We start from the raw sequence: 20,664 nt of genomic DNA, 5'->3' as shown, positions 1-20,664 counted from the left end.
GTGGAAAATAAAAAATATCCACGTGGAGATTTGAGATTTTCCACGTGGATATTCGAGAAAGGAGGGAATCGGACGATTTTCCCCGTAAAGATATGTAAATAGAGATTGGAGGTTAGAGGTTAGAGCGATACGAGTAACGATTTGTAGGGACGCACGGATAGTGTTGAGTCGGAGGGCGTCCGTTGTATCAAAGGTTACAGCATCGTGGTTTTAACGGGGACGGACGCACGAGCCGTGCGTCCCTACAGGGCGACGTCTCATCGTTTTACAACGGGAAACTTTCTCTAGCTGATCGGATTAGAGGTGCAGTACGAGCGACCCTATCCCCTCTATGTGGATCAAGTAGTGAGCCCCTTGTTGCAGCTCCTTCTTGTCTATTTCGAGGGATCTGCCAGAGAGCTTGTAGCTCCTGATGAGTTCACCACTCATATTATAGAGGTGTGCGGCAGAGACTCTCTTATTTATAGTGCTTAGATCTATTACGATCTGCGCTCCCGCATCACGATAGCTCAGCTTGGGTGTTGTGATCGGATCAATGGAGGCTGGGATACCGTTATAGTCATACACCTCGCCATCACTGTCTCTCTGCATTACCGCATAGTTTTTACTACGGCACAGCTCGACAGCCTCTTCGTGCATGAGGTTGCCCTCCTTGGGGTCTCCTTGTGCATAGACACCAATGAAAGGCCCCATCTGCATGTCAGCCTCTGGCAAGTCTTTGGCCATCTGTGCTGTTTGATCGAAGGATAGTTTGTTTCCGTCGATTAGTATGTTGATCAGTTGTGGCGCGTTTGCAAAGTTGATCTCGCTAACTGAGTAGCAGCACTCTACGGATACGTTTTGGAGTGCAGACATACCTGATATATCGAGTTTGGTCAGCTGCGTAGCACCGAGGTCGAGGGTCTCAAGGCTTTTCAGGTGGTTGACCTTGATCTCTTTGATCGCTGTACTATCTGCTGTAAAGATCATTAGGTTGGGGTTGTTTGACAGATCGATAGAGCTGATTTGCGTGTTCGCACGTAGGCTGAGCGACTTCAGCTTTGGCATCTTCGTCAGGTCTATCCCTGTGAGCTTGTTGTTGGCCAATTCAAGGATCTCTAGGTCTTCTGTATTCCCCAGTTTGAGCTGCGAAAGCTTATTGCCCGAGAGCGATATGTTTTCTAGATTATTGCAGTTAGAGAGGTCGATCTTTGGTAGTGCGCAGTCGTATGCTGCGAGGTAGATTAGGTTAGGATTCTTAGATAGATCCAAGGTTGTGAGCATGGGCAGGCCGCCTATGTCTAGTCTAGTCAGATTAGGTGCTCCAGAGACGTCGACTTTGCTCATGTTAGGACAAGATCCAGCGCTAAGCTCATCGAGGTTAGGCATACTAGGTAGGACTATCTCGGAGAGGTCGTTGACGAGGACTTGGAGGGTCGTGATAGAGCTAGGTATTTTGTCAAAGTCGATGCTCTTGAGTTCACACGCCATCATCGTGAGTCGTGTGAGAGCCTGGCACTTACTCAGGTCGGGCTGCTCCTCGAGGGGCGTCAGAGAGATGTTGACCTCTTTGATAAAGTCGTTTGGAGCGACTTCGATCTTTTTGGTAATGTCCATAGGGGTGCCGATACCCTCAAAGTGTCCATAGATCTTGATGACGTTGCCCTTTGCAGGTATGGCACCATCTTGATCTACATCCGTAGGCTTCTTCTTGCCATATCCGGCATCAATGTAAGTCGTCTCAAAGTCTTTTTCAGAGCCAGAGAGAGATAGGTGGATAGCTCCCTCTTGGTCACTCGCCCAGTTGGTGTGGATTGTGACTACGGGTAGCTCATCGCTTTGAGCCTTTAGAGGGTTGCTCATTAGGCCGAGCAAGGTCATGAGACCAAGCAGTAAAGGTAGTTTTGCTTTCATAAGAGAATATGGTTGAGGTTATAGAGGCAAAAATGGAAAGGCAAAGCGGTAAGCAGACTAGCTCAACGATGCCGTTGTACAGTTGTACCTTCCATAGGGCGAAGTTACATTTTTTAGCCGAAAGTTTATCACGTAGTCAATCTTGATCCCGCAAATCGTTACTCGTGAGAGGCGCTGAGTAGGAGAGTGCTGCGTTACGCTGTGTAAGTCTAAAGAAAACATTACCTTTGCAATACCATACGAGGCTGTCTATGTCAACAGCCTCACAAGATTGCAAGCGATGCCTGCATGCAGATAGACTTAAGAGACGAGATATGCAATTTAACTACTATTCGGACAACGATGTGCTGATGCCTCCCATTCGGCGGCAGATCGCCAACCGTTGGATGCGCCGCGTATGTGACGAGATGAATCGTACGGTCGGGGAGATCAACTTTCAGTATACTGACGATGAGGGTATCCTGAGAGCAAACAAAGCATTTCTCCAGCATGACTACTACACGGATGTCATCACCTTCCCCAGAGAGAGTGAGCGGGAGGGCGACGATGCAATCTATGGCGACATACTCATCAGCATCGACACGGTTGCGACCAATGCGCAGGAGCTGGGCGTGCAGTTCGAGCAGGAGCTATACCGTGTGATGATACATGGCATCCTGCATCTCCTGGGCATCGATGATCAGACCGACTCCGAGCGGGAGCTGATGCGTATGGCCGAGGATAGAGCACTCATGCAGCTGGTCGAGATGCTGGAGGGACGCAACTACTTCCTGGATCAGGGCGGGTCGAAGTTCTTCAAGTATGTCGACAAGGTGTGCGCTGACTACCAGGCTGCCAACTAATCTCACCCCACAGCATCATGACATCTTCATCTTCTCTCATCTTAGGTATCGAGAGTTCGTGCGACGATACCTCGGCAGCTGTGCTACGGGGTGGACTACTCTGTAGCAATGTGATCGCAAGTCAAGAGGTACACAGCAAGTATGGAGGCGTGGTGCCTGAGCTGGCTTCACGAGCTCATCTGCAAAACATCGTCCCCGTCGTACAGCAAGCGGTAGCACGGGCTGGTGTCACGCTGGCCGATCTTGATGCGATCGCCTATACACGTGGTCCGGGGCTTCTCGGGTCGCTCATCGTCGGGACCAACTTTGCCAAGGGGCTGAGCTTAGCACTCCAGATCCCTCTCGTCGAGGTCAATCACCTGCAGGCACACGTCCTCGCACACTTTATCTCCAAGCCTGAGGAGCCACACACACCCCCGCCATTTCCTTACCTCTGCCTACTCGTCTCGGGCGGTAACTCACAGATCGTACAGGTCAATGCGCCTGATGATATGCGCATACTGGGTCAGACGATCGATGATGCGGCTGGCGAAGCCTTTGACAAGTGCGCCAAGGTGATGGGGCTCGGTTACCCGGGGGGCCCGATCGTCAATAAGCTCGCCAATGAGGGCGACGCTGAGCGCTTTCACTTTAGCAAGCCACAGGTGCCGGGGCTGGACTACAGCTTTAGCGGGCTGAAGACCTCTTTCCTCTATACGCTACGGGATGAGCTGGCCAAGGATGCGGACTTTGTTGCGAAAAACAAAGCGGATCTCTGCGCCTCACTCCAAAAGACGGTCATCGACATCCTCATGAGCAAGCTACTGCGCGCCAGCAAGGAGACCGGCATCAAGCACATCGCTGTGGCTGGTGGTGTCTCGGCCAATACGGGTCTGCGTGACGCTTACCACGCTTATGCCGAGCGGTACGGCTGGCAGGTCTACATACCGCCCTTTGCCTTTACGACAGACAATGCCGCTATGGTTGCCATGGCGGGCACCTTTGCCTATGAGCGAGGAGCCTACGGATCGATAGAGGCCGTCCCCTTTGCCAAGACAACGATCTAACCCACGTCTTATGCCCACCCCTCAGACGACAGAAGAGCAGCTACAGCGTCTCATAGCACACTGGCTAGAGCAGCACGAGAGCGTCTCGACCTGCGAGAGCTGTACGGGTGGCTATATAGCGAGCCAGCTGACGTCACATGCGGGCAGTTCGCAATGGTTCCAGGGCGCCCTCGTGACTTATCAGATAGAGCTCAAGGAGCGACTAGCCTACGTACCAGCCGCCACCATCGAGCAGTATGGCGTCGTGAGCCGAGAGGTCGCTGAGGCGATGGCTAGCGGCGCGCGTCAAGCTTGTCATAGCTCCATCGGCATAGCGACCACAGGCGTGGCAGGACCAGCTGGTGGTACGGCTGCGACACCCGTCGGGACTGTCTGCATCGCGATAGCCACACATCGGGGCATCCATTCGGCACGCTTGCAGCTCGCCGGCTCGCGACAAGAGATCGTACGGCAGACCTATTGCGAGGTTATCAACCAGCTCTACCACTGGGAGCTGGAGTAAACCTTTTCACCAACACACTCAAATAACAGACTACCATGAAGCGACTATACCACACCACATTGCTACTCATCCTAGCACTCTGCTCCTTTGCCCTGACCATGCAAGCTCAGAAGGCTTACGTCGGTCTAGAGTACCAGATGAGCTACAACGACAACTGGGGAGCCAACCGCCCTGTTATCCTGACCGTTTATCCCAATAGTCCTGCAGCACAGGCTGGACTACGAGTGGGCGACATCATCGAGGCGATCAATGGACACGAGACCATTAAGATGTCTGAGGAGGAGATGATCCGCGAGTTGCAAGGCGAGGGAGAAGTCTCTGACGACTTACTCCTAGTTGTCTCCAACTTTGCCTATCATCGTGTGGTACGCCATCTCAATCCGATCGCTCAGCCTGCCGATGCGCTCACGGAGCGGGACATAGCTCGCGCCTTTGGCATGTACAGCCTGGAGGACGAGTCCGATATATTGATCTCGTACCCCATCAGCACAGGCACCGAGGGTAAGACCGACTTGATCAACTATGAGACCTTTGGCTTCGTGCGCACCAACAAGCAGCACACCAATCGGGACGCGCTCATCGAGCAGCAACTCGCTGAGGCACTGCAAGCTCTGGGGCTGACCTACGATCAGAAGAATCCTGACCTACTCGTCGATACCTATTATAGTATCACCGAAAACAGTGCTTACGACGCTGCTGCCGCTCGTCGCTCTGCCGTGCAAACGTCGCTACGCATCGACCCCAAGGCGCATAAGCTCGTCGAGCTGCCGATCCTACCGATGGGAAGCGACAAGACGCTGGCGCGCTTCTATCTGAAGTTTGGCGTCACCATATATAGTGGTGTCAACGAGCGCAAGATGCTATGGACGAGCGAAGCCGAGGAGCTGCTCGCTGACGACTATACGCTGACCGACTACACCGCTCTGACGGTGCCGGTGATGCTATTGCAGTTTCCCTTCACGCGCTACTTCAATTCGCTCGTTGTGCGCTTTGCCACCCATAGGCACCTGTCGCTGGGGATCAACTATCGGGCAAACAACATCTCGACCATCCACTCGCTATCGCTGCACTCACCTGCTGCCGAGGCGGGGCTACGCGCTGGCGATGAGATCGTAGCTATCAACGGCCGCCCTCTAGGCACGGCCGACGAACTCTCCAAAGGCTATCTGGCCTTTGTCAAGAAGAGCATGGCCTGCCGTACACATGAGCATCCCTTTGCGATCAAAGATGGACCAACCAATTGCCGCTATTGGGACTCGGAAGACTACGCTCGAGTCGCTAAGCTCCTGGACAAGGATAAGTACTTCGGAGGCTTTAGCTACCTCTTTGCCTTCAATCCTTGGATCACGACAGCACCCCGCACGGGTGTTACCATCGACTACCTGCGTGACGGCGTGATGCAGCGTGTCGTCGTAGAGCCTAAGCTCCAGGAGTCTTGCTACGTGACGCTGGAGTAGTACCGCAAAAGCTAATCAGAAGGTCGAGAGTATGTGTGACAAGCCTCATACGCAGCACTGGGTCGATATAGACATCAACGACTACGACTACCCGCTCCCTGACGAGCGTATCGCAGCGCATCCGCTGGCGGAGCGTGACCAGTGCCGCCTCCTCCTGAGCGATGCCACGGGGAGGCTGGAGGATCACACCTTTGCCGAGCTGCCACACCTGCTCCCGCCTCATGCGCTCCTCATTCGCAACAATACGAGGGTCATCAAGGCGCGCATCTTCTTTGTCAAAGCGACGGGTGCCCGCATCGAGATACTTTGCTTGGACCCCTACAAACCTGTCAGCTACGAGGAGAGCCTAGCCTCGCTCGGCTCATGCTCGTGGCACTGCCTCGTGGGCAACTCGAAGAAGTGGCGCCCCGAGCAAACTATTTCCTGTACACTCCCATTAGCTGACGGACAAACGATCACGCTACAAGCGAGTAGGGAGGCGGAGACTCCAGACGTAGTCACCTTCAGCTGGAGTGACGAGAGCAAGACCTTTGGCGAGATACTAGAGTTGTGCGGTCAGCTTCCCATCCCCCCTTACCTCAATCGAGATACCGAGCGTAGCGACCTCACCGACTATCAGACTGTCTATGCGCGCATTGAGGGCTCCGTGGCGGCACCAACAGCGGGACTACACTTCACACCAGAGCTTGATGACAGACTCCTCGCGGAGGGGCACCGCATCACCGAGCTAACGCTCCATGTCGGTGCCGGCACCTTCCTACCAGTCAAGGGCCGTCAGGTCGCTGACCATCAGATGCACAGCGAGTATTGCAGTGTGCCGACAGCAACGCTGGAGACGCTCCTAGAGCATATCGACAGCCCCTTTGTATCCATTGGCACCACCTCTGTGCGCACCTTGGAGAGCCTCTACTGGTTTGCCGTTGCGCTGCAGCAAGCAGAGCAGGAGGGTGGGGATGTGGCAGAGCCCTTTCACCTAGATCAGTGGTATAGTTATCGTATGCGTCAGAGCTGTGGCGCAGCCTTGCCGTCACGTCGTGAGGCGCTGGAACTGTTGCTCCGCTATGCTCGCCATAGGGGGCTTGATCGGCTCACCTTCTCCACAGCACTACTCATTGCCCCAGGCTATCAGTATCAGATGGTAGACATCCTGGTGACCAACTTTCACCAGCCGAAGAGCACGCTCCTGCTGCTCGTATCGGCACTCATCGGTCCCCACTGGCGCACGCTCTATGAGCACGCCCTCGCTGATGCGCACTACCGCTTCCTCAGCTATGGCGACGCCTGCTTGCTCTATCGACAAGACCTATAAATAGAAATCAAATCATACACACCCTTTCAGCATATCACACTCACATGAAAGTCATTACAACGGTTGCTGCGCTACAGCAAGAACTCTCTAAGCTACGCCAGGAGAACCCCTCAGCCCATGTCGGGCTAGTGCCGACTATGGGTGCCCTGCATGCGGGACACCTGAGCCTAGTGGCAGCTGCTAGAAAGCAGTACGACATCGTCGTCGTATCCGTATTTGTCAACCCCACGCAGTTCAACAATCCCGAAGATCTGCGCACCTATCCACGCAAGCCTGAGGAAGACCTAGCGCGTCTGCGTGACGCTCAGGTAGATATCGCCTTCCTGCCCACCGTCGAGGAGATGTATCCCGAGGCGGACACACGTCAGTTTGACTTCGGCTTCCTCGGAGAGACGATGGAGGGAGCGCATCGCCCAGGGCACTTCAATGGAGTAGCGCAGATCGTGAGCAAGCTCTTTATGCTCGTACAGCCCGATGGCGCCTTCTTTGGCGAGAAAGACTTCCAGCAGATAGCTATCGTGCGGGAGATGGTTCGCCAACTCGCTCTGCCCGTAGAGATACACAGCTGTCCCATCATCCGCGAGGCTGACGGACTAGCCCTGAGCAGCCGTAACCTCCTGCTGACCAGTGAGCAGCGTGACGTAGCGCCCCGCATCCACGACACACTTGTAGCGAGCCTCGAGCTCGTCCCGGCGCATACACCACGTGAGGTCGTCGACTTCGTTGTCTCACGCCTCGCAGAGCATCCGCTCCTGCGTCCCGAGTACTACCAGATTGTCGACGGCAAGACCCTTCGTCCTCTCGATAAGTGGAGCGATAGCAGCGACCCCGTCGGCTGCATCGTCTGCTACTGCGGTGAGGTTCGTCTCATCGACAACATCCACTACGAGACCTCAGCCAAATAAGCTGACTGATCCATAAACGTATAGTTAGGGGCGGACCTCACGAGGTTCGCCCCTTTTTCTGCTCTTTCTGAAGCTAACGATCAGTGCCACTAGGGTGAAACTGCTCGGAGAGACCATCGCTCGTGAGATTTGTGAACGCGCGGTTACTGAATTGTCGGTCGTTTCGGTAAAAAACACTATATTTGCTGGCACAATAGTGCTCTTGTGCTGTAAGCTGCCGGGGAAGAGAATCATTCGTGGTGATATCAGGGCTGTTTTTTTCCCTTAGCTTCGCATGAGTGCCAGATATTTTCTAACAACACAACAACAAACAGATTACACAATCTATGAAACAAACAACTACCCTCTGGAGTTTACTCCTCACGCTCCTCATGGCCGTCACGATGGGTACGGCGCAGGAGACCGTAACGCCACGTCTGCAGGCTGCACCTGCCGGCACATCCCTACGAGCTGGTGGTACCCTGACTGGCTTTGGCTATGCTGATCGCTCTGCAGAGCCTGACTACGTCGGCGTCGGCGCAACGAACATCTACCTCTCTGCTTACATCCTGCTACCCGATGTAGGTGCTAATAAGATTGAGAAGATCTCCTTCCCCGCAGTTAAGGCTGACAAGGTCGCCTACCTGCTCGTGCTCTCAGCAGATGGTAAGAAGACCCTCTACAACCAGAAGTGCGAGATCGCTGCTGGTGTTAATGAGATGACCCTCACGACCCCCTTTGCTACTGAGGCGGGCAAGCGCTACCTTGTAGGCTTCGCCACAAAGGCTGTAGGTAGTAATGAGGGAGATAAATTTGTTCTCCCCTTCGATGGCAAAATCGAGATGGATGATGCGCTAACTGTCGCATATGGTAAAGATCCTTTCCCCACAGACAAGAGTACGCCGGAGACCTTTAACCTAGGTAGTGCTAAGGGTGCTAAACTCGGTTCTGTACTTGTCTTCGTCACACTGCAAGACAACAGCAAGCTACAGAACCGAGGCTATCTAGTCAGTGCTGATGGCAACTTTATGATGGCCACAAAGGACGAAAAGCGTCCTACCAAGCTCTCTCTCCGCAACATCGGTATGAACGAGATCACCTCTTTCGATCTTACTTATCAGTTTGGCGCAGGCGAGGTCAAGACTATCGCACAGACCGTAACCCCTGCACTGGCTGTTGGTCAGATGGGCGAGTACACCTTTGAGATCCCTGCAGAGGCAGAGGGTATGGGTACAGTACACTTTGCCATCGCTAAGGTCAATGGGCAGAAGAATGCTTATGCAGATAATCGTGTAGACCTCCCCTATAAGGTCGGTGACTTCTCTGCAATGATCGATCGTGAGACGGTCATCCTAGAGCGCTTTACCTCTGAGAAGTGTGGTAACTGCCCAGGTGCAGACCGCTATGTCAAGGCTGACATCGACAAGATGAAAGCTGCTGGACTACGTGTCAGCTACATTATGTATCACTCAGGCTACTTCTCTGACTTCCTGACGATGCCTGAGAGCGAGAAGCTCTACCGCTACTTCTACCCTGATAAGGGTTCCTACGCTCCTGCTATGTCTATCAATCGTACCTACCTCCCCAAGGAGGGAGCACTCGTACAGCACGCCGCTGGATATAATCCCAATGAGTGGACTACCAAGATGAAGAACGATAAGCAGGGTGTCAAGATCGAGCGTATCGATCAGACCATCTCTGATGGTACACTGGAGGCAGTTGTCAGTGGTGTAGCACTCAAGAACTGCTTTGACCCAGAGGATCTCTACCTGACGGTCATCGTAACGGAGGATAACATCCCCGCTAGAAGTCAATCTGGAGCAGGTAAAGGCTACAAGCACCAGGCTGTACCTCGTCTCTTCCTCACCGCTCCTACGGGTAACAAGCTCAAGGTCGAGGCTGACGGCAAGTTCAAGGTCACGCTACGTGGTACCCTCAGACCTACTTGGGTAGGTAGCCAGTGCCATGTAGTTGCTATCGTTCACCCAAGCATCACACAGCCTAACAGGGCCAACCGTGCAGTACACACTGCCGAGACAGCTCCACTAGGCTTTGGTCTCGCTAACGAGCCTGTAGCTCCTGCACAAGCTCCTATCGTAACGGCTGAGAATGGCTACCTAAGCATCCTAGGTCGTGTCGATGCCTTCGAGCTATACGACATGTCTGGTGCACTCGTCACAACGAATGTAGGTACACGCCTCCTACCAGGCACTTACATCATCCGCATCTTCAGCGATCTACGCGTCTACACCTCCAAGGTGATCGTCCGCTAAAGCTTCGTCAGATGCTATGATAGCCACCTACTAGATGGTAGTGTGGTAGCAAAACAAAGTCTGGGCTTGACCATGCGTCAAGTCCAGACTTTGTCTTTTATCGTATAGCGTCTTCACTTTCACAACCTTCATAAGTTTGTGTCAAAGCGACACGTCGCCTGTAGGGACGCACGGCTCGTGCGTCCGTCCCCGTTAAAACCTTGACGCTGTAACCTTTGACACAACGGATGCTCGAGCCGAGCGTCCCTACAGGAGTCGTCCCCGCTTCGCCCGTCAAATTGTTACGCGTTTCATCGGATCACTTGAGTTGCGAGCAGGGGCGCGCGATTGGGTTATGTGACTTATTTTTATTACCTTTGAAGAGCTTACGGCAGAGACGTGTGGCAGATGAAGTGCGTCTCAAACTTCTTTACTGAAGAGCCAAGCGATTGATAAGCGTCTAACTTACTTTTTACACAATATGAATCAGAAGCAATTAGAACAGATGAAAAGCGGTCGTGGCTTCGTCGGAGCGCTCGACCAGAGTGGTGGCTCAACGCCCAAGGCTCTGAAGGCTTACGGCCTAACTGAGGATGCCTGGAAGAATGAGGATGAGATGTTTGACCTGATCCACCAGATGCGTACACGTATGATCAAGAGCCCCGCCTTTGCTACGGGTAAGCTCGTGGGTGTGATCCTCTTCGAGCGCACGATGCGTGCTCAGATCGACGGTATGAATACGGCAGACTATCTCTGGGAGAAGCTGCACATCGTCCCCTTCCTCAAGGTCGATAAGGGACTACAGGAGCTGCAGGATGGCGTACAGCTGATGAAGCCATTCCCCGGACTCGATGATCTGCTCAAGGATGCGACCAAGTATCATATCTTCGGCACCAAGATGCGTAGTGTCATCAAGGAGGCTAATGAGAAGGGTATCAAGGCTATCGTCGATCAGCAGTTTGAGTGGGGTAAGCAGATCCTAGCTCACGATCTCGTGCCTATTCTAGAGCCTGAGGTGGACATCCACTGCCCCGACAAGGCTGAGGCAGAGCAGATCCTCAAGCGTGAGCTGCTCGCACACCTAGACAAGCTGGATCGCCCTGTCATGCTCAAGATCACGCTCCCCACGGAGGACAATCTCTACAAGGAGGTCATCGAGCATCCTAATATGCTTCGTGTAGTGGCTCTATCGGGTGGTTATAGCCGTGAGCACGCTAATGAGCTACTCGCTCGCAATAAGGGCGTGATCGCATCCTTCTCTCGTGCACTCGCTGAGGGCCTGACGGCACAGCAGAGCGATGAGGAGTTCAACGCTACGATCGAGAAGTCGGTTGATGATGTCTATCAGGCTTCTATCAAGTAAACCTACTATAGATACGTAAAAAGAGGAGCTATCGCCCGATGGGTGGTAGCTCCTCTTTTGATGGGATTGGTTTAGACCATACCGAGCGTGTTGCCTAGCAACACGCTCCATACCGTATCGTGAGATGGAGACGTCTAGTCTCGCTTCACAACGGCTCGACTTTGCTCAGAACGCTTTTTTAAGCGTGTCTTTCGCGACGAGGACGATCCTCAGCCTCACGAATGAGGAGACGACGCCCCTCAAACTCCTGCTCGCTAAGAGCCTCGATAGCACGACGAGCATCCTCGTCTGCCATGTCGGCAAAGCCGAACCCGCGTGAACGCCCAGTGGCGCGATCCATGACGACGCGAGCGTTGGAGACCTCTCCAAACTCGCCGAGTAGTTGCTCCAAGTCGTTCTCACGAACTCGGTAGCTCAAGTTGCCTAAATATAGGGTCATAAAAGGGAAAAGGGAAAAAGGGAAAATAATTAGTGAAGCATTGGGGGAGAGAGACACCACACGAGTGTGATACAGATCTCAAACTGTCTGATTGGCTACCATACTGTCATCTATTGTCATGGCGATACTAGGTCGTCACTATATAGCTGGCGAGAGAGGGCGACTATCTAAATTCTTAATGTGTGCCATAGCCGTCGATGCTTTCTTCCGTTTGCTGAGTGCAAATGTAAGTATAATTATTGACGTGACAACATTTTTGAGATTATTCCCCAGCTACACTCTCTAATTTGTATTACCTTTGTAATGCTTCATCAGAGGCTATGGCACTTGTGCTACAGCCTTCGTTTACCATATAGAGGAGATAGATATGTCGATACCCTTTGACCCTTACGCTGACTACAGCCCATACCTGCGCCATCCGATTTTTGCGCTGGTGGGGCGTGTGGCTGATACGCTCGATCTGGAGACCTATGTGGTCGGTGGATGGGTTCGTGACCTTTTCTTACAGCGTCCTAGCGACGATGTAGACATCGTCTGCGTCGGTAGTGGGATAGCCTTAGCTAAAGCGGTAGCGCAGGAGATAGGGCCGAAGTGCCAGGTGCATGTCTTTGCGAACTTTGGTACGGCGCAGTTACGCTACAAGGGCGTGGAGGTGGAGTTCGTCGGAGCGCGTCGTGAGAGCTACCAGCGGGATAGTCGCAAGCCGATCGTCGAGGATGGCACGCTCGAAGATGATCAGGAGCGACGAGACTTTACGATCAATGCGATGGCTATCTCGCTCAACGAACGCACCTATGGCGAGCTGGTAGACCCCTTCTACGGACTGGAGGATCTGCAGGACTATATGATCCGCACGCCGGTCGATCCGCAGGTCACCTTCGATGATGATCCGCTGCGTATGATGCGTGCCGTGCGCTTTGCCTCGCAGCTGGGCTTCTTCATCGATGAAGCGGTCTTTGACGCTATTGTGAAGCTTCGAGAGCGCATTAAGATTGTTTCAGCGGAGCGTATCATCGTGGAGCTAAACAAGATTATGCTCTCGCCGCGTCCTAGTGTGGGGCTATCCCTGATGGAGCAGACGGGCCTACTGGAGCTCATCCTCCCAGAGGTGCAGCTACTGCGAGGCACCGAGACGGTCGTTGGGGTAGGGCACAAGGACAATCTAGCGCATACCTATCAAGTGGTCGACCAGTTGGCCGCAAAGAGTGACAACCTCTACCTTCGCTGGGCAGCTCTGCTACACGACATTGCGAAGCCTAAGACCAAGCGCTGGGATGCGCAGCTGGGATGGACCTTTCACAACCATAACTATATAGGAGCTAAGATGGTGCCACGCATGTTTCGCCGCCTCAAGCTCCCGCTGGACAGTCACATGCAGTATGTTGCCAAGTTGGTTGACCTGCACATGCGCCCCTCGTCGCTCGTCGATGAGGGTGTGACCGACTCGGCGATACGTCGTCTGCTCTTTGACGCGGGCGATGATATAGAGGACTTGATGACGCTGGTGGAGAGCGACGTGACGAGCAAGAACCCCAAGCGTGTACAGCAGGTCCTAGACAACTATCAGCTGATACGACGCAAGCTCCAAGAGGTGGAGGAGAAGGATCGCATTCGCAACTTCGCGCCTCCGATCGATGGTGACGAGATCATGCGTCTCTTTGGGCTCCCGCCCTCGCAGATCGTGGGGACACTCAAGGAGCGGATCAAGAACGCGATCCTCGATGGTGAGATACCCAACGAATATGAGCCAGCTCGTGAGCTACTGCTCAAAGAGGCTGCCGAGCGTGGACTCAAGCCACAAGAGGGTGAGGCCGCACAACCGACTAATGACTGAAAGAAAGACAGAACTATGACAGATCAGACGAAGATAGTCGAAGAGCTAGCGGAGCCACATCACTTTGGTTCACACAATATCTATATGCCCACGGCTCCCGTGGGGCACTTCCTCCCTTATTACCCGTGGCGCACGCTCTACGAGCAGCTGCCCTTCGAGGGGGCTTACCCACAGCTCCTCTATACAAATAGTCAGGCTGACGCACTCTTTGACGCTCTCTCGCTACGCCTTGCCGAGCTGGTGGCAGACGAAAACTTTCACATGGAGGTGTCGCTGCAGTACCCTATGGGTATACCCGTAGAGGAGGTGCGTGAGGGCTACCTGACACTCATTGTGACAGACCCCAGCTTGGATCAAAGGCTCGAGGGCTTGCCCGTGGAGGTGCCACGCGAACTGTGGCTCGACATGCTCGCTATGAGCTTGATACATTACATCCTACAGACGGAGATAGCTCCCGAAGAGCAGGTAGAGGTTGCCCTAGTCGAGATGCCCCACGAGGGTAGCGAGGAGGAGTGCGAAGAGGTACGTCCTCTCTGGGTCAAGCAGTGGGAGCAGACGCAAGAGATGATCCGCAAGAGCGATGGTGCTCACCGCTATCGCTATGGCTTTAGCCTCACCTTAGCCGGTCGCATCCCCAGCAACGTCGAGTAGCGTGCTTTTTTTATCTACCTTTGTATCCAAATAGATAACCGAGGGAGGCTGCCTCACGGCACAAGGACCTCCGATAAGATATAGACGCAATGAATAAGACTCCACTAGAGGATGCTGCAAGCAATGGCGCAGAGAGCACGGGACTAAACTTTATAGAGCAGGTTGTCGTAGCGGACATCCAGAGCGGTAAGTACGATGGACGTGTGCAGACACGCTTCCCACCAGAGCCAAATGGCTACCTACATATAGGTCACGCTAAGGCTATCTGCATCGACTTTGGCATCGCGCAGAAGTATGGGGGCGTGTGCAATCTACGCTTCGACGATACCAATCCGATCAAAGAGGATGTGGAGTACGTAGACGCTATCCGTGAGGACATCCACTGGCTTGGCTTCGAGTGGGGTAAGGAGTGCTACGCTTCGGACTACTTCCCACAGCTTTATGCCTTTGCCGAGCGTCTTATCATGACGGGGCATGCTTACGTCGATGAGCAGAGTGCTGAGGAGATTGCTCAGCAGAAGGGTACGCCCACGACCCCTGGTATCAATAGCCCTTACCGTGATCGTCCTGCTGAGGAGAGCTTGGACCTCTTCCACCGTATGAATGCGGGTGAATTCCCCGAGGGTGCTATGACGCTCCGTGCTAAGATCGACATGGCTTCGGACGATATGCACTTCCGCGACCCGATCATCTACCGCATCATCAAGCGTCCGCATCACCGCACTGGTACAGAGTGGCAGGTCTATCCTATGTACGACTTCGCGCATGGACAGAGCGATTACTTCGAGGGTGTGACCCATTCGATCTGTACCTTGGAGTTCGTACCGCATCGTCCGCTGTACAACTATCTTGTGGAGCTCCTGATGCCCGAGGGCACTACTTACAGACCCTATCAGTTTGAGTTCAACCGCCTCAACCTCACCTACACGATGATGAGCAAGCGCAAGCTCCTCAGCCTCGTGCAGCAGGGACTAGTCACTGGCTGGGACGACCCCCGCATGCCGACCCTCTGCGGTTTGCGTCGTAGGGGCTACACGCCACAGTCGATCCGTGACTTCGTCAGCATGATTGGCTACACCCGCTATGAGGGTACGATTGATCTCTCGCTCCTAGAGCATGCCGTGCGCAACGATCTCAACAAGCACGCTGCACGTGTCTCCGCAGTCCTAGACCCTGTCAAGCTCATTCTGACCAATCTACCAGAAGGTCACGACGAAGCGCTAGAGATGGTCAATAACCCGGAAGATCTATCGGAGGGTACGCATATCCAGCACCTTACGCGTGAGCTCTGGATCGATCGGAGCGACTTTATGGAGGAGGCTTCGAAGAAGTATTACCGCCTGACTCCTGGAGGCTTGGACGTGCGCCTACGTGGTGGCTACATCATCAAGTGTACTGGCTGCGAAAAAGATGCTGAGGGCAATGTGACGGCCGTCCTTGCCGAAGTTTACCTAGACAGCAAGACAGGCATGGAGGGCAGCAACCGCAAGGTCAAGGCTACCATACACTGGGTCTCTACAGCATACGCGCTAGATGCTGAGGTACGTCTCTACGACCGACTCTTCCTAGAGGAAGACCCCTCGGGGGTACCTGCTGAGGAGCTCAAGGATCACCTCAACCCCGACTCGCTCATCGTGCAGCACGCCTTTGTCGAGGAGTGCCTACGAGACGCTCAGGTGGGAGACCACTTGCAGTTCCAGAGAGTCGGCTACTTTACGGTCGATCCCGACAGCCGTCCCGATGCGCTGGTCTTCAACCGCACCGTATCACTCAAAGAGCGTCGCTAGAGAGCTTTCCCCTTAGAAAAGTATGCTGGAACAGCTGACACTCTGGTTCTTCGAACACCTAAACTACTGGACGGTCTTCCTCTTGATGACCATCGAGAGTTCGTTTATCCCCTTTCCTAGTGAGGTGATCGTGCCACCCGCAGCCTTTCTAGCCGCCGCAGATGGGCAGATGAGTGTCGTCGGTGTGCTCTTCTTTGCTACTTGTGGAGCGATCGTGGGGGCGCTCATCAACTATTACTTAGCCATGTGGCTGGGGCGTCCTATCGTCTACCGCTTTGCTGGCAGTAGAGTGGGGCGTATGCTCCTGCTGAGTCCCGAGAAGCTTGACCGCGCCAACGAATACTTCGTTCGCAAGGGAGCTATCTCCACTTTTGTAGGCCGTCTGGTGCCAGCCATTCGTCAGCTCATCTCCATTCCCGCTGGTTTAGCCCGCATGCCACTAGGCACCTTTGTGGGCTACACGGCTCTGGGAGCTGGTGCTTGGAATGCGATCCTCGCGCTCATCGGCGTGCTCCTCTCGCGCGTTCCAGGCATCGAGACGAAGGAGCAGGTGGTCGCTAAGGCGAGCGAGTACAGCCACATCATCGGCTACTCCATACTGGCGATCGTGCTACTGTTGCTGACGATCTACATCGTCAAGCATGTTCGGCGCAAGCGTCGCCGTAATTTGATCACAGACTAAAAGCTCTTAATCATCTCATTTTAGGTACCTTTGCACAGCAAAACAAGCTCAACTATATAAAGACATGAAGAATATATTGATCATTGGCTCGACCGGTCAGATAGGTTCCGAGCTGACAATGAAACTACGTCGTGAGTACCAGAATGGTTCAGTCGTAGCCGGTTACATCGCTGCAATGCCTCCTAAGGGCGAGCTCCTCGAGAGCGGTCCCGCAGAGCTTGCCGACATCACCGACTCAGCTCAGATAGCAGCCATCGTCGACAAGTACAAGATCGATACCATCTATAACCTAGCAGCTCTCCTAAGTGCTACGGCAGAGGCCAAGCCTCAGCTCGCATGGCACATCGGACTAGGTGGACTCTTTAACGTCCTAGAGATAGCTCGTGAGAAGGGTTGTGCCGTCTTTACCCCCAGCTCTATCGGAGCCTTTGGCGATAATACGCCCAAGGACAAGACTCCTCAGGACACGATCCAGCGCCCTAAGACTATGTACGGCGTGACCAAGGTGGCTGGTGAGCTACTCAGCGACTACTATCACAAGCGCTTTGGCGTAGACACCCGCTCGGTGCGCTTCCCTGGGCTTATCTCCAATGTGACGCTACCCGGCGGTGGCACCACGGACTATGCCGTAGAGATCTACTACGCAGCCGTCAAGGAGGGCAAGTTCGTCTGCCCCATCAAGGAGGGTACCTATATGGATATGATGTATATGCCAGACGCACTGCACGCTATGGTGCAGCTCATGGAGGCCGATCCTACGAGACTGGTACATCGCAACTCCTTCAACATTGCCTCGATGAGCTTCGAGCCTAGCCAGATCGCAGCCGCTGTCAAGCGCATCATCCCCGACTTTGAGATGAGCTACGACGTCGATCCCCTGCGCCAGGCTATCGCTGAGTCGTGGCCTAACTCGCTCGACGACAGCTGCGCTCGCCGTGAGTGGGACTGGCAGCCACACTACGACCTCGACACCATGAGTCAGGATATGATCCAGGTGCTACGCGCTCGCTACGGCAAGTAAGCCATCCGAACAGATCCCTAGAGACTGACACAGTCTCCTCCACATGCGTCACTCTTGAGTTTGCTCAGGGGTGGCGCTTTTTGGGTATGACGAGCATGTCATACATCTGTGGTGAAAGTCCATCTGGGGCGTAGTTGCCGACGAACCCTATAGCGACTTGCAAGTTTGACCTATAGGTCCGTTTTGCTGACAAGTGGCAACGGTCAAAACGTCAATGCAATCGTCCACATAGAGCTAAAGACGTATCCATCGGAAGCGGAAATTAAGAAAGACGGAAGGTGAAATCAAATGTGATTAGAGACTCTTTGAAAACGAATTAAACCACCGTATGCCGAACGGCACGTGAGGAGCGGTGGTGTGAGGGGGGAGGAAACGAAAGTAGGTCAGAAAACTTTCGTTTCCCGACCTACTCGATGCAGCAAATGCCTGTCGGCACCGCACTGCGTCATCTGCCGCCTATTTCTTTATCAGCTTCATCGTACTAATCTTGCCATCCACCACAGCCCTCAGCAGATAGACTCCTGCGGGATGGTCCGTAAGGTTGATTTCAACCGTACCCGTGAGGGACGAGGTACTGGCCTTCCAAATCATCTGTCCCGTAGCGGTGTAAACTGTCAGTTCACTGACGCTCGGAGGCAGCGTGGCGCGGAAGATGCCCTCAGACGGGTTGGGGCTGACGGAAATGCACTCCGCCACGATGTCGCTGATGCTCGTCTGGGTGTTGACGATTACCGCATCTGGAGCCGTCTGCTCCGTGTTGCCAACGTTGTCCACCGCCAGTGCGTAGAATCCGTAGGTGTCCGTCCTGCTCTTATCCACGGGATATTCCAGCTTCGGCTCGTTGGTCTCCGCAAAGTATGCGAAGGGCTCGCCATTCTTCGAGACGTAGAACAGGTAGCGGTTGACGCCCGAACCATTCTTGTTGTCGTCCGACTGGCATGTTACCGTCACGTGGTCCGTGCCCGCAACATAACTCACGGGTAGCATCTTGGTGGCGGGTGCCTCGGTGTCGATGACGTTCCTCCACACGTTCGTTTCGATGGGCTTGTTATTGTCGAAGGTCACCGTTGCCCTGTTTTCGATGGCGTCGCCATTCTTTACGCCGTCCTTCAGGTACACGGAGAAGCTCACGTAGCCCTCGCCCTCGGGTGCGTTCACGTTCGGCGGGAGCTCGATGCCCTCGATGTCCCACGTTAGTTTATTACCCTCGCGGCTCATCTGCCAGTAGTACCCGTTGCCCGAATGGCTGGTCGGTCCAAACTGAACCGTCTCGGGATCGAACGCATCGGCGAGCGTATCCTCGATTCTGATGCGGTGGGCAGGTGCGGTAGCTTCTTTTTTGTTCTCAAAGAAGATGGTGTAGGTCATACGCTGTGGCTTGGCGAGGAAGTTGTCCTCCCCGTAGCCTTTCGGGCCCGTCTTCTCGTTCGGGTCCCACGATGCCACTACGCCATCGGCGGGTACCTTGCCGTCAAGGACGCTTGAGCCGTCATTGATCAGGCCGACTTCCTTGTATAGCCAGTAGTACAGCCTGTGGCGCAGTGCTGTGCTTACTGCGCTGATTATGTCCATTGTCTTTCCCGCTTTGGTGACGATGGAGCCACCTGGGAACAGTTCCATCGCCTTCTCGGCAGCGGTGCTTAGCACGCTCTTGGCGGTGAACACTACTGCGCCGTCCTTAGCCTTTTGCTCCAAGGACTGCTCTACGGCCTTGCCTAAGGCCTGCACGTATTGCTGGCGCTCCGTCTCGTTCAGCTCGATTTTCTCGCTTGCATATTCGCTGATGTAGTCGGAGGCGTAGTCGGAGACAACTCCCCCCACGACGGAGCCGATAGCACCGACGACCAGCGCCGTGGTGAAGTGGGGCTCTGTCACGTCCTGTCCCTCAACGAAGAAGTCGAACGAGTATTTCTCATATGGGCTGAGGTCGGGTATAACGAACCACATGACTGGGTCTCCCTCGTTGCCGATGTCGTTCATAGAGAGTTTCTGGATGCCCCTGTTCGTGGGGAGTTCAGCGCGGAGCATTTTGATGTCGTCAGTCCCGCAGACGGAGACTATGAAACTGCCCGTGTTGTTGCAGGAGTGGTTCCTGATGGTCATAGTGTAGCGGCATGGTACACCCAGCCTCACCTTGTTGCGTCCAGTGACGCTGATGCTTATATGGGAGCCCATCGCGGGTACAGGATTGCCGTAGGTCAGGGAATAGCCTCCCGTGCCGGACCAATATGAAACCATTACGTAATATGTTCCCGGCTCCGCATCATTTACCGTAAGTTGGCGTTCTGCCTTGCCAACACCTGTTCCAGCGATCTTCTTCAGGTCATCACCATTCTTTTGGTAGAGAGCAAGGCTATTAATATCAAGTGTGGAGAGCGATTCGGGCTTCACGGATAGTAATACAAGCCCCTTCTTACTGACTTCTATCTTATACCAGTCTTCTTTATCGCGAGTGTCTTCACCATAATATATATAGCCCAAATTTCCTGTCACGGTCTGTCCGTCAGTCAGTAACTCACCTTGTTCATAAGTGTTATTTGGTTCGCTGTCATTGGGGGTGGAGTTGGGGGCAAAAGTATATTTTAGGTTGTAACTGCCTTGATTGTTGTACCTTGTTATATGTACATAATAAGTGCCTGCCGCAAGTTCGCTTATGGTCAGGGTATCACCAGTAACCTCTCTGCACAGAACGAACTGGTTTC

Annotated in this window: 16 protein-coding genes; 13 read left to right on the top strand and 3 right to left on the bottom strand. The window is 53.9% G+C overall.

Features of this window, described 5'->3' with window-relative positions; all coding sequences use genetic code 11:
• Positions 1-297: 297 nt before the first annotated feature.
• Positions 298-1,893: a leucine-rich repeat domain-containing protein gene (locus RDM37_RS07240; RefSeq protein ID WP_308556297.1), complete on the bottom strand. Its 1,596-nt coding sequence runs from the start codon at positions 1,891-1,893 to the stop codon at positions 298-300.
• Between the two features lie 314 nt (positions 1,894-2,207).
• Here RDM37_RS07240 and ybeY point away from each other — a divergent pair, with 314 nt between their 5' ends.
• From ybeY to RDM37_RS07200, 8 genes are all read left to right on the top strand, one after another.
• Positions 2,208-2,735: an rRNA maturation RNase YbeY gene (gene ybeY / locus RDM37_RS07235; RefSeq protein ID WP_308556295.1), complete on the top strand. Its 528-nt coding sequence runs from the start codon at positions 2,208-2,210 to the stop codon at positions 2,733-2,735.
• Positions 2,736-2,752: 17 nt separating this feature from the next.
• Positions 2,753-3,781: a tRNA (adenosine(37)-N6)-threonylcarbamoyltransferase complex transferase subunit TsaD gene (tsaD, locus tag RDM37_RS07230; RefSeq protein WP_308556293.1), complete on the top strand. Its 1,029-nt coding sequence runs from the start codon at positions 2,753-2,755 to the stop codon at positions 3,779-3,781.
• Positions 3,782-3,791: 10 nt separating this feature from the next.
• Positions 3,792-4,283, top strand: a complete 492-nt coding sequence (locus RDM37_RS07225) for a CinA family protein (protein WP_308556291.1) — start codon at positions 3,792-3,794, stop codon at positions 4,281-4,283.
• 35 nt (positions 4,284-4,318) lie between these two features.
• Positions 4,319-5,740, top strand: coding sequence for a PDZ domain-containing protein (locus RDM37_RS07220; protein WP_308556289.1), 1,422 nt, complete (start codon positions 4,319-4,321; stop codon positions 5,738-5,740).
• A gap of 31 nt (positions 5,741-5,771) precedes the next feature.
• The gene (locus RDM37_RS07215) at positions 5,772-7,049 is read left to right on the top strand and encodes an S-adenosylmethionine:tRNA ribosyltransferase-isomerase (RefSeq protein WP_308556287.1); all 1,278 of its coding nucleotides are present in this window, start codon (positions 5,772-5,774) and stop codon (positions 7,047-7,049) included.
• A 44-nt stretch (positions 7,050-7,093) separates the two neighbouring features.
• Entirely contained in the window at positions 7,094-7,954 is an 861-nt protein-coding gene (gene panC / locus RDM37_RS07210) for a pantoate--beta-alanine ligase (RefSeq protein ID WP_308556285.1), read from the top strand.
• Positions 7,955-8,280: 326 nt separating this feature from the next.
• Positions 8,281-10,206 carry a hypothetical protein gene (locus RDM37_RS07205; protein WP_308556283.1) on the top strand — a complete coding sequence of 642 codons (1,926 nt, stop codon included), beginning with the start codon at positions 8,281-8,283 and terminating at the stop codon, positions 10,204-10,206.
• A gap of 460 nt (positions 10,207-10,666) precedes the next feature.
• Positions 10,667-11,548 (top strand): fructose bisphosphate aldolase, encoded by an 882-nt coding sequence (locus RDM37_RS07200; protein ID WP_308556281.1) that lies wholly within the window; start codon positions 10,667-10,669, stop codon positions 11,546-11,548.
• A gap of 178 nt (positions 11,549-11,726) precedes the next feature.
• Here RDM37_RS07200 and RDM37_RS07195 read toward each other — a convergent pair whose 3' ends face one another.
• Positions 11,727-11,987, bottom strand: a complete 261-nt coding sequence (locus RDM37_RS07195) for an RNA-binding protein (RefSeq protein ID WP_297113416.1) — start codon at positions 11,985-11,987, stop codon at positions 11,727-11,729.
• A 367-nt stretch (positions 11,988-12,354) separates the two neighbouring features.
• Between RDM37_RS07195 and RDM37_RS07190 the strand changes: the two genes are divergently transcribed.
• From RDM37_RS07190 to RDM37_RS07170, 5 genes are all read left to right on the top strand, one after another.
• Positions 12,355-13,821 carry an HD domain-containing protein gene (locus tag RDM37_RS07190; protein ID WP_308556279.1) on the top strand — a complete coding sequence of 489 codons (1,467 nt, stop codon included), beginning with the start codon at positions 12,355-12,357 and terminating at the stop codon, positions 13,819-13,821.
• Between the two features lie 15 nt (positions 13,822-13,836).
• Entirely contained in the window at positions 13,837-14,472 is a 636-nt protein-coding gene (locus RDM37_RS07185; protein ID WP_308556277.1) for a hypothetical protein, read from the top strand.
• Between the two features lie 89 nt (positions 14,473-14,561).
• Positions 14,562-16,259 carry a glutamine--tRNA ligase/YqeY domain fusion protein gene (locus tag RDM37_RS07180; protein WP_308556275.1) on the top strand — a complete coding sequence of 566 codons (1,698 nt, stop codon included), beginning with the start codon at positions 14,562-14,564 and terminating at the stop codon, positions 16,257-16,259.
• A 22-nt stretch (positions 16,260-16,281) separates the two neighbouring features.
• On the top strand, positions 16,282-16,941 hold the full coding sequence (locus tag RDM37_RS07175; RefSeq protein WP_308556273.1) for a DedA family protein: 660 nt from the start codon (positions 16,282-16,284) through the stop codon (positions 16,939-16,941).
• 64 nt (positions 16,942-17,005) lie between these two features.
• Positions 17,006-17,962 carry an NAD-dependent epimerase/dehydratase family protein gene (locus tag RDM37_RS07170; RefSeq protein WP_308556271.1) on the top strand — a complete coding sequence of 319 codons (957 nt, stop codon included), beginning with the start codon at positions 17,006-17,008 and terminating at the stop codon, positions 17,960-17,962.
• A gap of 456 nt (positions 17,963-18,418) precedes the next feature.
• Here the strand turns inward: RDM37_RS07170 and RDM37_RS07165 are convergent.
• A partial coding sequence (locus RDM37_RS07165) for a T9SS type A sorting domain-containing protein (RefSeq protein ID WP_308556269.1) occupies positions 18,419-20,664 on the bottom strand: 2,246 nt, incomplete at its 5' end.

Origin of the sequence: uncultured Porphyromonas sp. (genome assembly GCF_902489635.1) — a bacterium.
GTDB lineage: Bacteria > Bacteroidota > Bacteroidia > Bacteroidales > Porphyromonadaceae > Porphyromonas.
This window is presented reverse-complemented; position numbering and strand designations above follow the sequence as displayed.

Excerpts from the sequence above, each read along its gene's own strand:
- RDM37_RS07175 (WP_308556273.1), top strand. The coding sequence starts at position 16,282 with ATGCTGGAACAGCTGACACTCTGGTTCTTCGAACACCTAAACTACTGG.
- RDM37_RS07240 (WP_308556297.1), bottom strand. The coding sequence starts at position 1,893 with ATGAAAGCAAAACTACCTTTACTGCTTGGTCTCATGACCTTGCTCGGC.
- RDM37_RS07185 (WP_308556277.1), top strand. The coding sequence starts at position 13,837 with ATGACAGATCAGACGAAGATAGTCGAAGAGCTAGCGGAGCCACATCAC.
- RDM37_RS07215 (WP_308556287.1), top strand. The coding sequence starts at position 5,772 with ATGTGTGACAAGCCTCATACGCAGCACTGGGTCGATATAGACATCAAC.
- RDM37_RS07180 (WP_308556275.1), top strand. The coding sequence starts at position 14,562 with ATGAATAAGACTCCACTAGAGGATGCTGCAAGCAATGGCGCAGAGAGC.
- tsaD (WP_308556293.1), top strand. The coding sequence starts at position 2,753 with ATGACATCTTCATCTTCTCTCATCTTAGGTATCGAGAGTTCGTGCGAC.
- RDM37_RS07170 (WP_308556271.1), top strand. The coding sequence starts at position 17,006 with ATGAAGAATATATTGATCATTGGCTCGACCGGTCAGATAGGTTCCGAG.
- ybeY (WP_308556295.1), top strand. The coding sequence starts at position 2,208 with ATGCAATTTAACTACTATTCGGACAACGATGTGCTGATGCCTCCCATT.
- RDM37_RS07190 (WP_308556279.1), top strand. The coding sequence starts at position 12,355 with ATGTCGATACCCTTTGACCCTTACGCTGACTACAGCCCATACCTGCGC.
- panC (WP_308556285.1), top strand. The coding sequence starts at position 7,094 with ATGAAAGTCATTACAACGGTTGCTGCGCTACAGCAAGAACTCTCTAAG.
- RDM37_RS07220 (WP_308556289.1), top strand. The coding sequence starts at position 4,319 with ATGAAGCGACTATACCACACCACATTGCTACTCATCCTAGCACTCTGC.
- RDM37_RS07195 (WP_297113416.1), bottom strand. The coding sequence starts at position 11,987 with ATGACCCTATATTTAGGCAACTTGAGCTACCGAGTTCGTGAGAACGAC.
- RDM37_RS07225 (WP_308556291.1), top strand. The coding sequence starts at position 3,792 with ATGCCCACCCCTCAGACGACAGAAGAGCAGCTACAGCGTCTCATAGCA.
- RDM37_RS07205 (WP_308556283.1), top strand. The coding sequence starts at position 8,281 with ATGAAACAAACAACTACCCTCTGGAGTTTACTCCTCACGCTCCTCATG.
- RDM37_RS07200 (WP_308556281.1), top strand. The coding sequence starts at position 10,667 with ATGAATCAGAAGCAATTAGAACAGATGAAAAGCGGTCGTGGCTTCGTC.